General features: G+C 54.9%; 8 protein-coding genes. 4 read left to right on the top strand and 4 right to left on the bottom strand.

Features of this window, described 5'->3' with window-relative positions:
* Positions 1-14: 14 nt before the first annotated feature.
* From IEY39_RS05575 to ggt, 3 genes are all read right to left on the bottom strand, one after another.
* On the bottom strand, positions 15-4,646 hold the full coding sequence (locus IEY39_RS05575; protein WP_188929323.1) for a translocation/assembly module TamB domain-containing protein: 4,632 nt from the start codon (positions 4,644-4,646) through the stop codon (positions 15-17).
* Positions 4,647-4,986: 340 nt separating this feature from the next.
* Positions 4,987-5,526 carry a DUF1572 family protein gene (locus IEY39_RS05570; protein WP_188929322.1) on the bottom strand — a complete coding sequence of 180 codons (540 nt, stop codon included), beginning with the start codon at positions 5,524-5,526 and terminating at the stop codon, positions 4,987-4,989.
* An 18-nt stretch (positions 5,527-5,544) separates the two neighbouring features.
* The gene (gene ggt, locus IEY39_RS05565; protein ID WP_188929320.1) at positions 5,545-7,263 is read right to left on the bottom strand and encodes a gamma-glutamyltransferase; all 1,719 of its coding nucleotides are present in this window, start codon (positions 7,261-7,263) and stop codon (positions 5,545-5,547) included.
* Between the two features lie 122 nt (positions 7,264-7,385).
* Here ggt and IEY39_RS05560 point away from each other — a divergent pair, with 122 nt between their 5' ends.
* From IEY39_RS05560 to IEY39_RS05545, 4 genes are all read left to right on the top strand, one after another.
* A complete protein-coding gene (locus IEY39_RS05560; protein ID WP_188929317.1) occupies positions 7,386-9,935 on the top strand; it encodes a M14 metallopeptidase family protein in 2,550 nt (849 codons plus the stop codon).
* Between the two features lie 9 nt (positions 9,936-9,944).
* Positions 9,945-12,407, top strand: coding sequence for a PIG-L family deacetylase (locus IEY39_RS05555; protein ID WP_188929315.1), 2,463 nt, complete (start codon positions 9,945-9,947; stop codon positions 12,405-12,407).
* 5 nt (positions 12,408-12,412) lie between these two features.
* Positions 12,413-12,565 (top strand): hypothetical protein, encoded by a 153-nt coding sequence (locus tag IEY39_RS05550; RefSeq protein WP_188929314.1) that lies wholly within the window; start codon positions 12,413-12,415, stop codon positions 12,563-12,565.
* Positions 12,566-12,680: 115 nt separating this feature from the next.
* A complete protein-coding gene (locus IEY39_RS05545) occupies positions 12,681-14,396 on the top strand; it encodes a sodium:solute symporter family protein (protein ID WP_188929312.1) in 1,716 nt (571 codons plus the stop codon).
* Here IEY39_RS05545 and IEY39_RS05540 read toward each other — a convergent pair.
* A complete protein-coding gene (locus IEY39_RS05540) occupies positions 14,393-15,940 on the bottom strand; it encodes a RagB/SusD family nutrient uptake outer membrane protein (protein WP_188929311.1) in 1,548 nt (515 codons plus the stop codon). The two genes, IEY39_RS05545 and IEY39_RS05540, sit on opposite strands and share 4 nt — an antisense overlap.
* Positions 15,941-15,952 lie beyond the last annotated feature (12 nt).

The raw sequence follows: 15,952 nt of genomic DNA, 5'->3' as shown, positions 1-15,952 counted from the left end.
GGCCGCGGGGTTTTTTAGTTGGTGTCGTTTTTGACGGTGGGGGGAGGCGTTGGGGGCGCGGGTATGGGGGATCTTTTCTTTTTCTTTTTAAACAACTCATCGATGCGATCGAATTCCCGCCGGTAGGAGATACTGGTGCCGGTGCTGTTCTGTGTATGGTTGCCCGTGGACAGATAGTTGTACGAATCGCGGTAGAAGAAGGTGAGGACAACCCGACCGTCGGGGGTGACCTTGTATTCCGCATTGATATCGGGGAGAAACTGGAAGGAAGCATTCTGGGTCTGCTGTGCCGTCAACCCCCAATCCAGGGCGCTACCGACCGTCATCGTCAGCTTCTCGTTGAGCACGTTCTTGCTGACGGAGAGGTTGAGGTTGGTGCGGTTGTAGTTCATGTTATTGAAATCGGGATTGTTGATGACAAGGTAGTCTCCATTGTACAACGTGGTGTTGAAATTCACCCGGATGCTCTTGTCCTTGAAAATGCGCTGCAGCTGGCTGGACACCTGTTTGGAGAAGGCATTGGAAATGGCGCCGGAGATGCTGTTGACCACCGCGTTACCTACGGCGGAGGTGGGGTCGAAGGTGGTGGTGCTGTTGGACAGGGGGACAAAACTATTGAGGACGACCAGGCAGGACACCTGTTTGTTGAGTTCGTTGGGGTCGTTCTGGATGCGCTGGAGCAGGGTATAGGCATCCTGGTCGTTCCGGAGCGGGCTGCCGGGCGGGAGGTCGATCTGGAAGGCGATGTTTGGCGCCATCAGTTTTCCCGTCAGGTTGGCTGTCACGATGATATCGCCCCGGTAGCGCTTGACATTCTCGTCCTGGATGCCGGAGGCGTTGTTGAGGCCCAGATCGCTGAACCGGACGTTTTCGGCCCTGAAAGTGGCGGCGATGCCGATGTTCGCATCGTAGGGATTACCGTTCCACTGGATATAATTGCCCACCCCTTCACTGAGGGTAAAAGGCTTATGAATAAAAGACTGGAAGGTGAAATTGTAATTCCCCCGATCGATCTCATACCGTCCGTTGAGGGTGAGGTCTTCCGTTGTCCCTACCCGCATGACCAGGTTGCCATGGCCATTGGCCTTGATGATGTCCCCGCTGAGGGGGTCGAGGATCATGTAGACGTTAGCGTAGTTGTTGGCGTACATGTCCAGGGTGACCAGGAGGTTGGAGCTTTTTTTATCTGCCAGGCCCTTCTTCATCTCTTTTCCGTATACCCGCCACTCGATGAAATCGGCCTCCCCATTCTCCCGGCTGATGGAAGGCGGGAGATAGATGCTCGAGCTGTCGGTGGGTTCGCCTTTGATGTTCATGATCATGTTGTTCTCAGGGCCGGTGAGGGTCATTCTTGCCTTGCCGACGACGGTGCCGTAGAACTGGTTGTTATCGGTGGCCTTGGTATCCAGCAGGAGCAGGCGGTTGGTATTCATTTCGAAATCGAAGCCCAGGTCGTCGAAGGCGTGATGGAAGAGCCGGCCATGGGTGAGGTCGGCCGTATGCCCGAGCCTGTCCTTTAACTGCAGGGTACCGAAGTCGATAGTATCTTTTTTAAAGCGGATGGTGGCCACCGGGATCTTATAGGTGCATTGGGTATAGGCTACTTTCAGGGAAGCATCTTTTAATTGAACGGTGCCCAGGTAGTAGAGATGGGAGGGTGCGCCGGTGATCTGGAGGGTTCCGCTGGCATTGCCGGTGAGATTGGTGAAAATGCCACCCAGGTATTTTTCCAGCATATCGACCTTCACCGTAGCAACATCGGTCGTGATGTTGACGGCGGGGCCTGCGGCGCTGTCCGAGAGGTTGATCAAACCTTTTGCGTCAAAATGGTAGTCTTTGTTGTCGGAGTGCAGGGTGGTCTGAACCACGCCGGTGGACTTCTGGTAGTTTGCCGAGAGGTCGAGCCGGCCGATGGAGTCATTATCGAAACGAAACTGTTCGGCCTGTCCCTGGAAGTGGACCGTATGATCGCCGAATGGGTTGGTGATGTCGGTGCTGCCTGTCAGTAATCCCTCCAGCCTTTCCGATCGGACGACATAAGGTGTAAAGTCGCCGATGTTCACTTTTTTCAGATCGATATGAATATCGTTCCAGTTGCCTTCCCCCGAGGGATGGGTAGTGATGGCGATGGCCTGGTCGCCGCTGTGGATGTTGAGCCCGTCGGCATAGAGAATGTTATTATAATAAGCCAGTTCGCCGTTTTTATCGATGATCCAGGTCTTGCTGTTGATATCGAAAGAAGAGGGATCGAAGGTTAGCTTTACTCCGCTGGGCTGGGTGCGCACCTGTGCCGAGATGTTGGCGGAGTTGAGCGTCTGGTTGGCGCTGGTCTTTACCTGGACGCTGGAGAGGTCGTTGGACGAACGGAGGTGGATCAGCGTGCTGGGAAAGTGCAGGCTGTCGTTGATGGATACGTCGCCGATGGTGGTCTCCAGGGAAAGGCTGTCGAGGTTACCCGTTGCTTTCAGGTTCAGGTTGTTAAAGGCGATGCTCTTGTAGTCGAAGGCGGGGATGTCGGCATTGAGATCGAGCAGGTGTTTGTCCCGGGTATCGATACGACCGGCGATGACGGAATTGTTGAAGCCTTTCAGGTCTTTATCAAACAGGTCTATGTATTCATCCACTTTTTTTGTGGAGATGACGAAGGTGAAGTTTTGGTTGGCCGGTTCCGTCTTTGCGGGTTTGATATAACTCGGGTAATATTTGTTGAGAAAGGTCTGGAAGGAAGCGGGGAGGTCTTTGATAGAGAATTCACCGGCGATGGCTCCGTCGAATTCGTTGCTGACCACGACGATCTTTTTATTGTTGGCTTCGATGCTGGATTCGAGCGTCAGCGAGTCGAAGGAGACACGGTTGCCGTTCTTGAACAGGGAGGCGTCGTAAATGCTGGCGTGGCCGAGGAAGTTGTCGATGTCATTCCCGGTGAAATTGCATTTGAACTTCCCGTCGAATTCCACTTCCTGGTTGACAAAATGCAGTTTGGTGAGATTGGCTTTTGCAACCTCGGCTTCAAAGTTGAATACGGGCAGTTGCTGGCTGAAGTCGACGAGTCCATTCAGGTGAGCGTCCAGATTAGGGTCGCTGGCTATGAGTTCGCCGTTGAACTTCTTTTTGGCGACGGCGCCGTTGACCTGGATATGCTGGTAGGTATACCCGTTGAATTCGAGGCTGTTGACCATTCCATCGAGGCTGGCGCTGAGGGTGCCGGTCTTGAGGCCGGTGCCGTTGATCTTTCCCTGGAAGGCGATGCGACCCAGGTTGTCATTGTCGAGGAAGGACCCTAATTGGAAGCTATCCGTGGTGATGGTGCCTTGGTAAATGGAAGGCCCCACGGCCGGTAGTTTCATGTCCAGGTTGGTTTCGAGGGTGCCCAGGCTTGTCTCGACGGTGCCTTTTGTGACGAAGTCCCTGAACGTGCCGGTGAAGTCGCCCCGGAAGCGGAGCCAGGCGATGTGGTCGATACGCGGCTGTTCGACATGACGCAGGGAGGGCACGAGGGCAGCCATATCCTCGTAGGTGGTGCGGAAGTCGTTCGACTTGAATTCGATATAGGTCTTTTCGGCGTTGGGTAATCCCTTCAAATGGATATCTCCATTGAGAAGGGTATTCTTACCGGCTTCCAGAACCACTTTCCGGCCGCGGAGATCGGATACCGTCCCCTGGATATCACCCGAAAGCCGGATTCGTTTGTTCCAGGTCTTTAGTTCGGGGGCAAACCAGCCGATGTCGTCAGTGTCTATGTCGGAGTCGGTGAAATGGGCTTCCATCCTGATCTTGGTGACGAAGTCATCCATGTCGTCGAGGGTCTTGAAGCGCATGGCGAAGAAGTTGCGCAGGTGGCTCTTGTTCGTCACCAGGTCGAGCCGGCCGAATTCCATGGCTTCGGGGAACCATTTGATGTGGGCATTGAGCTTTTTTACGTCCAGTCCGCAGCGCTCTTTTGTGCTTAGCTGTAGTTGTGCGGTGAGGGTGTCGCGGTTGAGGCGCAGGTTGGAAAAGCGCGTGTTTACTTCATAGAAATAGAGATGGTCGCCGTCAAAGTGTTTGTTGATGACGGTATCTTCTGTCTTTTCATGGCGGAAGGACCCATCCTTTATCGAGACGCGGCCGGCGATGACATCCCATCCGCCAGGGTTGAGCCGCAGGTGCAGCGGGTCGTTGACCGGGACGGTGGTATCGATGGGCTGCTGCGGCCGTTTGGCGGTGTAATTGGCGAGAACAAAGTCGGGCTGTGTGAATTCGAGGCTTCGGATGCGCGCTCTTTTGTCGGTGAGGTTGATGGTGTCGGCGTCGAGGCTAAGGGCTTTCAGATGGACGTCCATGTCCTCGCCGCGCCAGGCGTCGTGTTTGAGAAAGTGGATACGGGCCAGTTCGATCTCTTTGAGATCGAGCTGTAGTCCTTTGGCCGTATCCTTCACTTTTTTGAGGGTGGTGTCGGTATCGGTGAAATAGTTGACGATGAACTGGTAGTTCCAGACCGAGTCGGTGGTGCGTTGAAGCTTGATGGTGGCGTCTTCCAGGCCGATGTATTGCAGCTGGGCTTTGTCTTTGAAGAACCACCAGTCGGTGATGTTGACTTTTACGGTGCCTGCGAAAAGCAGGGTGTCGCCCTTGTTGTCTTCGACCATCGTGCTGTCCAGCAACATTTTGTTAAAAAGGGAGAAGTTGACGTGTTTAACGCTGATGCGGGTGTGCAGGTCGTGGGAGAGCCGTTTTGTTACGCGCGCAACCAGCCAGGTCTGAACGGATGGCAGGTGGATAAGACCCCATACTGAGAGCAGTAATAGTAGTAAAACCAGTAATGTATTACGGAGTATTTTCCAAATCTTTCTCAGGGGCTATCCTTTTCTGGGTGGTAAAATTACGACTTACAGGGGTAAGTGCAAATTAGATACCAAAAACGAGGCCATCTCAAGCGAAAACTAGACGGCCTCGTTTTTCATTATGTCCGGCAAGCGGAGCTTGCCGGGCGGACCCCTGGATCCCTTACTTTTTGTACTTCTCTGTCATTGCTTTGTTAAAGTCCTGGGATGAGCCTTTGGCGATCGACAGGCTTGTCCAGCTGTTGTCCAGGATCATCTTGCCGATGTAAACGATCTGGCCGACATGATGGGGATAGTGCGCCAATTGGCGGTTGATGGCGTCTACCACCAGCAGGGGTTCGTGGCGGATGGTGATCGTTTTGAGCAGGTCGCCTGCTGTAAGCGACCGGAGGGTATCGATGAGGCAGCGCCAGCCTTCCTCCCACATGGCCAGCAACTCCGTCTTTGTGCAGCTGGGCGGGCTGAATTCTTCATCCCGGTTGCGGCCCGGCTTTTCGCCGTCTTCTGTCAGGAAATTTGTCCAGCGGCTGATCATATTGCCATGCATGTGCTGGATGATGACCCCGATGCTGTTGCTGGATTCGCCGGGAGTGTAGAAGAAGTCTTTTTCTTCCAACTGGGCGAAGGTCATGTCGCCTAAGACCTTATAGGTGAGGAAGCGTTTGATCGCTGAATCGAGATAGGTAGCGCCGAGCGTATTCATAGTAATGTATTTTAGTTGTTAGTAACCTGCCGCGGTGTCGTCGCCGCGATTATCACCTACGGCTATTATTTTGTGGTCGGGTCTGGGTTGTATTTCAATCACCTCTGTGCGGCCGATGCTGCCGCGTTGGGTGATGGTATAACCCATGGCTTGTAATTGTTCGCGGACACCGGCGGGGAAGCCGGCTTCCACGAAGAGCTGATCGGGCAGCCATTGGTGGTGGAATTTCGGCTTGTTGACGGCGTCTTCGGGGCTGAGGCCGAAGTCGAGTATGTCTACGAGCGTTTGGAAAACGGACGTTGTTATGGTAGTGCCGCCGGGGGTTCCCACGACGAGGCAGACCTTCCCTTTATCCAGGACGAGGGTGGGGGTCATGGAGCTTAGCATGCGCTTGCCGGGAGCGATGGCGTTGGCTTCCGTGCCGACGGCGCCATACATATTGGGGACGCCCGGTTTGACGCTGAAGTCATCCATTTCGTTATTGAGTAAGAACCCGGCTCCGCCAACCACGACTTTGCTGCCATACCACCCATTGAGGGTAGTGGTGATGGAGACGGCATTGCCTTCGTTGTCCATGACGTCGAAGTGGGTCGTCTCTTCGGATTTTGCTTCCAGAATGCCGGCGCTGATGTCTTTGCTGTTACCGGCCTTATCCTGCTGGAAAGACGCCATGCGGCGCCGTAGGTAGGCTTTGCTGGTAAGCGTATCGACGGGAACCGCGTAGTAGTCACGGTCGCCGAGGTATTGGGCGCGATCGGCATAGGCCAGCCGTTCGACTTCCGTCATCAGGTGTACGGCTTTCACCGACTCGAAGCCATAGCTTGCGAGCGGCTGGTCTTCCACCATCTTCAGCATTTGCTGCAGGACGACGCCGCCGCTGCTGGGCAGGGGCATGGTGACGATGGTATATTGCTTATAGGGGAATACGGAAGGTACTCTTTCTTTCGCAGTGTACTCTTTGAGATCTGCGTTGCTGATGATGCCTTGACCACGCTGCATTTCAGCGAGGATGAGCCGGGCGGTTTCGCCTTCGTAGAAACCTTTGGCGCCCTGGTCGCGAATGAGGCGAAGCGTCTTTGCCAGATCTTTTTGTACGAGCGTATCGCCGGCCTTCCAGCCGCCTTCCTTTATGAAAGCGGATGTCACCGTATTGTATTTTTTAAATGCTGTCTGTGCGCCGTTGAGGCCGCGGGCTTCTGCTTCGGTGATGACGAAGCCGTTCCCGGCCAGATCGATGGCCGGCTGGATCAGCCGGGCGAAAGGCAGGCGGGCATACTTGTATTCAGCGAAGATGCCGGCGACGGAGCCCGGGACGCCCGAGGCGAGATGACCATTCTGACTGAGATCGGTGCGGGCATTGCCTGCCGCGTCGAGATACATGTCACGGGTAGCCGCTGCGGGGGCTTTCTCGCGGTAGTCGAGTGTGATGTTCTTCCCTTTGGATGTATGGGCGACCATGAATCCGCCGCCGCCGATGTTGCCTGCGCCGGGAAATACGACGGCTAGTGCCAGCTGGGTTGTGATGGCTGCGTCGAAGGCGTTGCCGCCCTGCCGGAGAATGTTCAGGCCTGCATTGCTTGCCAGCGGGTGGGCGGAGACGACGGCGCCATGCGTGACGGCGGCTGTCTTCCGGATAGCGTAGTGATAAGGAGTAGCCGGATCCTGTGCCAGCAAGAGATCTTCTGACGAAAAAATAAGTGTGCAAAGGAGCCAAAGGCGGATGAACGGTCGCCGCATGTGGAGAAGAATGTTTTTCGTTAATAATTGCCCTTCGGGCGACCGGCCTCCGGCCGGTCTCGTGTTGAACCCCCTAAGTTAGCATTTTTTTATCTTTCATTGTTTACTTACATTCGTCGGTTATGAAGTCTAGCCTCTTCTTTGGTCTGCTGCTATCTGCCTGCTGTTGTTGCGCCCAGAACCCACCTTCGCCGGACATTGTGCTGGGTTATCCGCTCGGTGCGCACTTCACGCCGCATGATAAAATAGCCGGCTATTTCCAGGCTGTGGCGCGTGCTGTGCCGGACGAAGTGAAGCTAGAGCAGTATGGAACAACTTATGAGGGGCGTCCGTTGCTGCTGGCGTATATTGCCAGCCCGGAGAATCTGCGGCGGTTGGAAGATATCCGGCAGAACAATCTGCGACTTGCGGGTGTGCTTCATGACAATGTTGCACCCGACGAACATGGCCCTGTGATCGTTTGGCTCAGCTATAATGTGCATGGCAATGAGCCGGCTTCCTCTGAAGCGGCCATGAAGACCCTCTATCAACTGGTGAGTCCAGCGTCGGCGCGGGCAAAGGAATGGCTTCAGCATGTGGTGATCATCATCGACCCTTGTATCAATCCCGATGGCCGCGACCGGTATGTCCACTGGTATAATGATGTTGTTGGCGTTGAGGCCAATCCTGACCCCCAGTCGCGCGAACACCAGGAACCCTGGCCCAGGGGCAGAACGAATCATTACAACTTCGATCTCAACCGTGACTGGGCCTGGCAGACGCAGGTGGAGACACAGCAGCGGTTGAAGAAATACAACGCGTGGCTTCCGCAGGTGCATGTGGACTATCATGAACAGGGGTATAACAATCCCTATTATTTCGCGCCGGCGGCGGAGCCTTACCACGATGTAATTACACCGTGGCAGCGGGAGTTTCAGACGATGATCGGGAAGAACAATGCCCATTATTTTGATCGCAACGGGTGGCTCTATTTTACAAAGGAGGAATTCGACCTGTTCTATCCCAGTTACGGGGACACCTATCCTATTTATAATGGCGCTATCGGGATGACCTTTGAGCAGGGCGGCATCGGCGCCGGGCTAGCGGTGCTGACGGCTGACGGCGATACCCTGACACTGGCGCAGCGGTTGGAGCATCATTTTACGACGGGCATCTCTACCATCGAAATAGCTTCGGCCAATGCCGAACGGCTGATAAAAGAATACCATAAATATTTTATCGACGCGGTGAATCATCCCGGTGGGGAATACAAGGCTTATTATCTCCGCAACGATAGTTTTGGCGACCGGCTCGAGCGGCTGAAGGCTTTCCTCGAGCGGAATGGTATCCGATATGTCCGGGCTGGCGGCGGGATGTTCACGGGCGTCGATTATGAGTCGGGCCGGCCGGCTACTTTCAAGGCGGCGGCGGGTGATATCGTCGTCAATGCCAATCAGCCGAAATCCAATCTCGTGCGGGTACTCTTCGAGCCGAAGTCGCGCATCAGCGACTCGATCACTTATGATATTACGGCATGGTCAGTACCCTATGTTTATGGAGTACAGGCCTATGGGTTGAATGGATATGTGAATGGGGCGGGTGCGAGTACGATGACTTTTGATCATGACCGGTTGGTGCCTGACCAGGCCCACGCTGACACCAGCTATGCTTATGCCATCCGCTGGACGGGGATGGGGAGTGTTCGCTTCCTGACCCAATTGTTGCAGAAAGGGATAAAAGTCAGGTATGCGGAGAGGGCCTTCCAATCCGGTGGGATCTCCTTCGACAAGGGCACCCTGCTTGTTACGGCGACGGGCAACAGGGCGGCCGGTGACCAACTGTGGCCTGTTCTCATGGAAGCAGCCCATCATGCCGGTGTCATGCCGGTGGCGATCGCTTCCGGATTTGTGGAAAAGGGCGCCGACTTTGGCAGCGGGCTCGTCCATCTTATCCATCGGCCCCGGGTGGCGCTGTTGACGGGGGATGAAGTAAGCAGCCTCAACGCCGGGGAGGTTTGGCATCTTTTCGAACAGGAGATAGGCTATCCCGTTACCCTGATCAACGCCGCGTCGGCGGGGAGGATCGCCTGGAAAGATTTTGATGTTGTCATATTGCCGAACGGCAATTACCAGAGTCTGCAGGAGAAGAATGTGGCCGAGGCACTGCGTAGCTGGGTGCGGGAGGGCGGCCGGCTTATTGCGATGCAGAATGCGGTAGAGCAGCTGGCGAAGATGGAATGGGGGATCAGGTTGAAGGGCGAGGATGGAGATAAAAAAGACGAGGATAAGGACAAGAAGGGGGACGACTATGCGGATCTGCACCAGTATGGTAACCGTCAACGGGAAGAAGTGGCCAGCAGCGTACCCGGGTCTATCTATAAAGTCGAGCTGGACAATAGCCATCCGCTTGCCTTTGGATACCCGGACCATTATTATACGCTGAAGGAAGATGATAAGGAATATGAATTTTTAAAGGGTGGTGGCTGGAATGTCGGTGTTATCCGGAAGGATGGTTATGTGAGCGGGTTCACCGGAAACAAGGCAAAGGAGAGGCTAAAGGATGTGCTGGTCTTTGGTGCGGAGCAGATGGGAAGGGGATCGGTCGTTTATATGGCTGACGACCCGCTGTTTCGCAGCTTCTGGGAAAATGGGAAACTATTATTCTGTAATGCGGTGTTTTTAGTTGGACAATAAATTTTTTACATGAAACGGGTATCTGCTTTTTTGCTGGCGGCAGGTTTTTGTGGGTTGGGTTTGGCAGCATCTGCTCAGGCACCGGAGACGGTGACTTCTGCAGAGATCTATTTGAGGTTGAATAAATTGAATGTGCTGGGCACGGTGCTGTATATGGCTGCCCATCCAGATGACGAGAACTCGCGGTTGATCGCCTATATGGCCAAGGACCGGCTGTACCGGACGGCTTACCTGTCGATGACAAGGGGTGACGGGGGGCAGAATCTCATCGGTGACGAGCAGGGGGTTGAGCTGGGGTTGATCAGGACACAGGAGATGCTCGCTGCCCGGCGCGTGGATGGGGCGGAGCAATTCTTTTCGCGTGCTTTTGACTTTGGGTTCACCAAATCGACGGAGGAAGCTCTGAAGACCTGGGACAAGGAGAAGGTTCTCAGCGATGCCGTATGGGTGATCCGGAGATTCCAGCCGGATGTGATCATCACCCGGTTTCCGCCCGATAGCCGGGCGGGTCATGGTCATCACTCCGCATCGGCGGTGATCGCACAGGAGGCGTTTGTTGCGGCGGCGGACCCCAGCCGGTTTCCGGAGCAGCTCAAATATGGAGTAAAACCCTGGCAGGCGAGGCGAATTTTCTGGAACACGTTCAATTTTGGCGGGGCGAATACCACCAGTGAAGATCAGCTCAAGATCGATGTCGGTGGGTTCAATCCTATCCTGGGCAAAAGCTATGGAGAGCTGGCGGCGATAAGCCGTACCAATCATAAAAGTCAGGGTGCTGCGCTGACGCCGGCGCGTGGGCAATCGATGGAATATTTCAAGTTGGTGGCCGGGGATGGTGCGCACAGCGATCCGATGGAGGGGGTGGAGACCACCTGGCGCCGGGTCGAAGGCGGGGAAAAGATAGAGCGGATGGTGAACCAGCTTATCCGGGATTTTTCCCTGGCGCACCCGGAAAAGTCGGTGGCGGGTCTTGCAGCGGTCTATAAGGCGATAGGAGACCTGAAAGACGGCTACTGGAAGACGCAAAAGCTCAAGGAGGTGGCGGCGCTCATCACCGACTGCAGCGGGTTGTGGCTGGAGGCGGTGACGCGTAGTCCTTATGCCGTGCAGGGTGATTCCCTACCGGTGCAGATTGTGCTGAACAACCGGCTGGATGCGCCTATTGCTCTCCGGGAGGTGACGCTCGATCGTTTCGATACCGTATTACAGATGAACCTGGATGGAGATAAAAACTATTCATTCACACGGAACCTCTATGTCTCGCTCGACAAGCCGTTGACGCAGCCTTATTGGCTGATGGAAGACATGTCGCCGGGTTCTTTTAACGTAAAAGACCAGCGGCTGATCGGTGATCCGGTGGGCGCGCCTGCTTATTCCGTCAGCTTCCGGCTGGAGGTTAGTGGCCAGGAGATGGTGTTGACGCGGCCGGTGCAGTATAAATATACCGACGCCGTAAAAGGGGAGTTATATGAGCCGCTGACCGTATTGCCGCCGGCCACGGCGCGATTCAATCCCGACCTGGTGCTCTTCACCGATGGGGAGCAGAAGGGCTTCCGGGTAGAGGCGATGGATCGTACGGGTCATGCGGGTCTGCCGAAGATGGTGCTGACTCCGACGCCGGGTCTTACGATAGGGTCGTCTGCGGGGCTTGCCTGGACGGCGAAGCCGTCGCCTTCCGACGCAACCGGAACGGTGATATCCAGCCTTCTTTTTGAGCGGAACGGCCGGCAGGATACCGCGCTGCAATTAAGGACCATAGCCTACGATCATATTCCCCGCATCGATTATTTTAAGATGGTGAGGGAGAAATTCGTGCTCGCGGATGTCAGGATTGCGGGTCATCGCATTGGGTATATCGAAGGCGCCGGTGACAAGGTTCCGGAAGCGCTGCAAGAGATGGGGTATGAAGTGGTGCTTTTGAACGAGAAGGACTGTACCCCTGCCTTTTTAAAACAGTTCGACGCCGTCATCGCCGGTGTCCGGGCCTATGACGTTCATGACTGGCTGAGCGCCAGGCACGAGGTGTTGATGCAATATGTCAATGAGGGTGGTAACCTTATCGTTCAATATAACCGTGGCAACCTGGGCCGGATGACGACTGCGATAGGTCCGTACAACTTCGCTATCGCCAATATCCGGGTGACGGATGAGCATGCGCCCGTGCATTTCCTGCTGCCTGACCATGCCGTGCTGAATTATCCCAATAAGATAAGCTCCACCGATTTCGAGGGATGGATACAAGAGCGGGGCATCTATTTTGCCGGACAGACCGATCCTGCCTACCAGGAGGTGTTGTCGATGAGCGATCCAGGCGAACAGGAGCAGAAGGGCAGCCTGATCGTCGCGCATTATGGCAAAGGGACGTTTGTTTATACAGGTCTCGTCTTCTTTCGGGAGCTGCCTGCCGGTGTACCAGGGGCCTACCGGCTGATGGCGAATATTATTGCACTAAATCAGAAAAAGGGTTTTTAATCCGTATGCATCGAAGAAGGGATATCGCAATTGTAACAGCTATCGTAATAGGTCTTGTGGTTGGACGGTTTATCAAACGGGCGACGTTTGGGCTGCTGGTGGGGCTTTTTATCGGGCTCGTGGTAGCCATGTTGATCGCAAATCGTAATAAGAAATAATCATGGAAGAGGAAAGAGCGCCGCTTTTTTCAAAATGGTCCACGTGGTATTGGCTGGTGATCGGCTTCCTGGTGTTTTGTATCGTCATTTTTTATTTGCTGACCAAACACTTTTCATGAGCCGGCCCGACTGGATAGTACTGGCCCTGACATTGCTTGGGATCATTGCCTATGGATTGTACAAAAGCCGTACTACCAAGGACCTGGATGGATATTTTCTATCCAACCGAACGGTGCCCTGGTATATGGTGTTGCTGGGTATCATGGGGACCCAGGCCAGTGCAGTCACTTTTCTGTCTGCTCCCGGTCAGGCATATACGGATGGGATGCGGTTTGTCCAATATTATTTCGGGCTGCCGCTGGCGATGGTGGTTCTTTGTATCACTTTTGTACCGGTGTTTCACCGGTTGAAGGTCTATACCGCCTATGAATTTCTCGAACAGCGGTTCGATCTGAAGACCCGTACGCTGACGTCCTTTCTTTTCCTGGTGCAACGCGGGCTCAGCACCGGTATCAGCATTTCCGCGCCTTCCATTATTCTTTCTTCCCTGCTGGGATGGGACATCCTCTGGACGAATATCTTTATGGGCGGCCTGCTCATCATCTACACCGTGAGCGGTGGTGCAAAGGCCGTGGCCTATACGCAGCAGCTGCAGATGATCATCATCTTTGCGGGGATGACCATTGCGGGCTATCTTGTCGTTCACCGGCTGCCGGAGGGGATAGGCCTCTCCCAGATATTACACATCGGAGGCAAGGCGGGGAAGCTCAATATCATTACCACGGGTTTTGGCCGAAAGGGCGGTGGATTCGACTGGAACGACCGCTACAACCTGCTGAGTGGCATCATTGGCGGATTTTTCCTGGCGCTGTCGTATTTCGGCACCGACCAGTCGCAGGTGGGCCGTTATCTTACTGCGCGGAGTCTGAGCGAGAGTCGCCTGGGGCTACTGATGAATGGGTTTGTGAAGGTTCCGATGCAATTCCTGATCCTGTTGCTGGGGGTGATGGTCTTTGCTTTTTACCAATACAACCCCGAGCCGGTGTTTTTCAATAAATCACAGCTGCAGTTGCTGGCGCATTCGAAATACAAGGATTCACTGGCGATGGTGACCAGCCGCTATGAGGCGGTGGAGAGCCAGCGACTGGCCGTGATCGGCGATGGTGGGTCGGGGGGCGGCGGTGACGGGGTCGCGATGGGGAGTGGAGGGGCGGGCCGGCTGGCGGCCCTCGAGCAGGAGAAGGCGGGTTATAAAGCGACGATACGCCGGTGGCTCAATGATCCTGCCGTGAGTGGGGATGCCAATGACACCAATTATATTTTCCTGCGATTCGTCACCGACTATCTTCCCAAGGGATTGGTCGGACTCCTGATAGCCGTTATTTTCCTTGCTGCCTGGGGCTCTATTGCCGCTACGCTCAATTCCCTGGCTTCGTGTACCATTGTCGACTTTCACAAGCGATTTGCACGTAATCCGATCCCCGAGTACCGGCTGTACCGACTTTCGCAGCTGTATACCCTTTTCTGGGGTATCTTCTGCGTGGTGGGAGCGCAGCTCGCCTACAACCTGGGCAATAGTCTTATCGAGGCGGTGAATGTACTGGGGTCTCTTTTTTATGGCGTTATCCTGGGCATCTTCCTTGTTGCTTTCTACCGGCCCCGGGTAAGGGGATCGGCGGTGTTTATCAGTGCCGTCATCGTGGAGATCGGGGTCATCGTATTGAACATTCTGAGCCGGAAAGGTATTGTTCCATTGAGTTTTTTATGGTTCAATGTAGTTGGCGCCATCGGTGTTGTGTTGTTGAGTGAAGTGCTGGAATTCTTTTTTTAGTTCCAGCCAGGGGTTTGATAGAATCCTTTGTTGCCATAGCCATTGGCGATATCCACCTCCGACTGGGGAACGGGCCAGAGGGTATCCCGCAGGGGAAAGGACCTGTAGGCGTTTGTAGGGTCTTTTACCAGGGGCATCAGGACCCTGTCCAGCCGCCAACGTTTCAGATCGAAATACCGTTGTCCTTCCATCGCCAGCTCTATCCTTCTCTCATGCTGGATGCGTGTCCGCATTGCCGATTGCGACAGGCCCGCGGGTAGTACGGGCATCCCCACCCGCTGCCGTACGGAGTCTATGGCGGCATAGACGGTTGCGTCGGGGCCGATGGCTTCGTTTTGCGCCTCTGCATACATCAGCAGGACTTCTGCATACCGCATGAATACCCAGCTCTGGTCGCTTTGAGTGGCGTAGGTGGTAGGAAAGCGCGTGGAATCCACGCCCTTTTTGGGCAGGAATCCGCTGGGCACCGGCACAGTTGCGGGGTTGAAAGCCGTGTTTGGCGTCGTGCCGCGCCATACGCCGGGTACGAGGATGGTGGCCGCCAGGCGTGGGTCCCTGTTTACATAGGGTTTGGCGGAGTTGTACAAGGGAGATTGCGTTATGGGCAGACCGTCGGAGCATTCATAATCATTAACCAGCGGTTGCAGCACCTGAATGACGTTGAGATAGGAGTACAACCAATCGGAGGGGCTGTACAGGTTTGGCGGAAGATAGTTGGCCGAGAACATGATCTCGGGATTGCCGGTCTGGCCGGATCTGAAGAAGAGGTTGCGGTATCCACCGGTGAACAGGCTGAACCGGTGTTCGGTGATGATCGTTTGTGCAATGGTGGCGGACTGTTGCCAGGCGTCGTTGGCCAGCAAAACTTTAGCCTCGTACCCCAATGCCGTTGCTCTGACGACGTGTCCGTTATACGTGGTATTTGGGAGGTGCGCCGCTGCGAAGGAGAGGTCGGATAAGATGGTGTCGACCACGATGGCCTTGGCGACCCTGGGCAAGGTGGCGCTGGCATTGCTGTTGTTCAACGTATGAAGGGTGAGCACGCAATCGCCGTACAATTGTGTCAGCAGAAAATAATAATAAGCGCGAAAGAATTTTGCTTCTGCCTTATATTGGTTCATGGTGGTTGTGTCCATGGGGATGCGGCCGATATTGTCGAGAAGGTTGTTACAGGCGGCGATCACCTGGTAGGAGACGGTATAGGCCTGGGACTGCATGCCGCCCGTCGTAGCTTCGATGACGCCGGTGGAGATGCTGCCGAAGGAGCCACCGCTGGATTGGGTGTAGCCGTTGTCGGCGATGGCCTCCCAGAACATAGAGCCACCGCCCCAGCCTGCTCCGGCCGAGCTAACACTGGTGGCGTCGTTGCCGATGACCAGGAAATTATAGATGCCTGCGAGGGCCAGGTCGGCATCGGACTGGGTCTTCCAGAAGGAGCTGGCGGGTATCTGATCGAGCGGGTTTTTATCGAGGTAGTTCTTACTGCAGGCCGATAGCGCTATCAGGCAGGCTACTACAGGCAGGTATTTTATATGAAGTCGCATATTGGTAGCTGT

The organism is Puia dinghuensis (assembly GCF_014642875.1).
Classification (GTDB): Bacteria; Bacteroidota; Bacteroidia; order Chitinophagales; family Chitinophagaceae; genus Puia; species Puia dinghuensis.
This window is presented reverse-complemented; position numbering and strand designations above follow the sequence as displayed.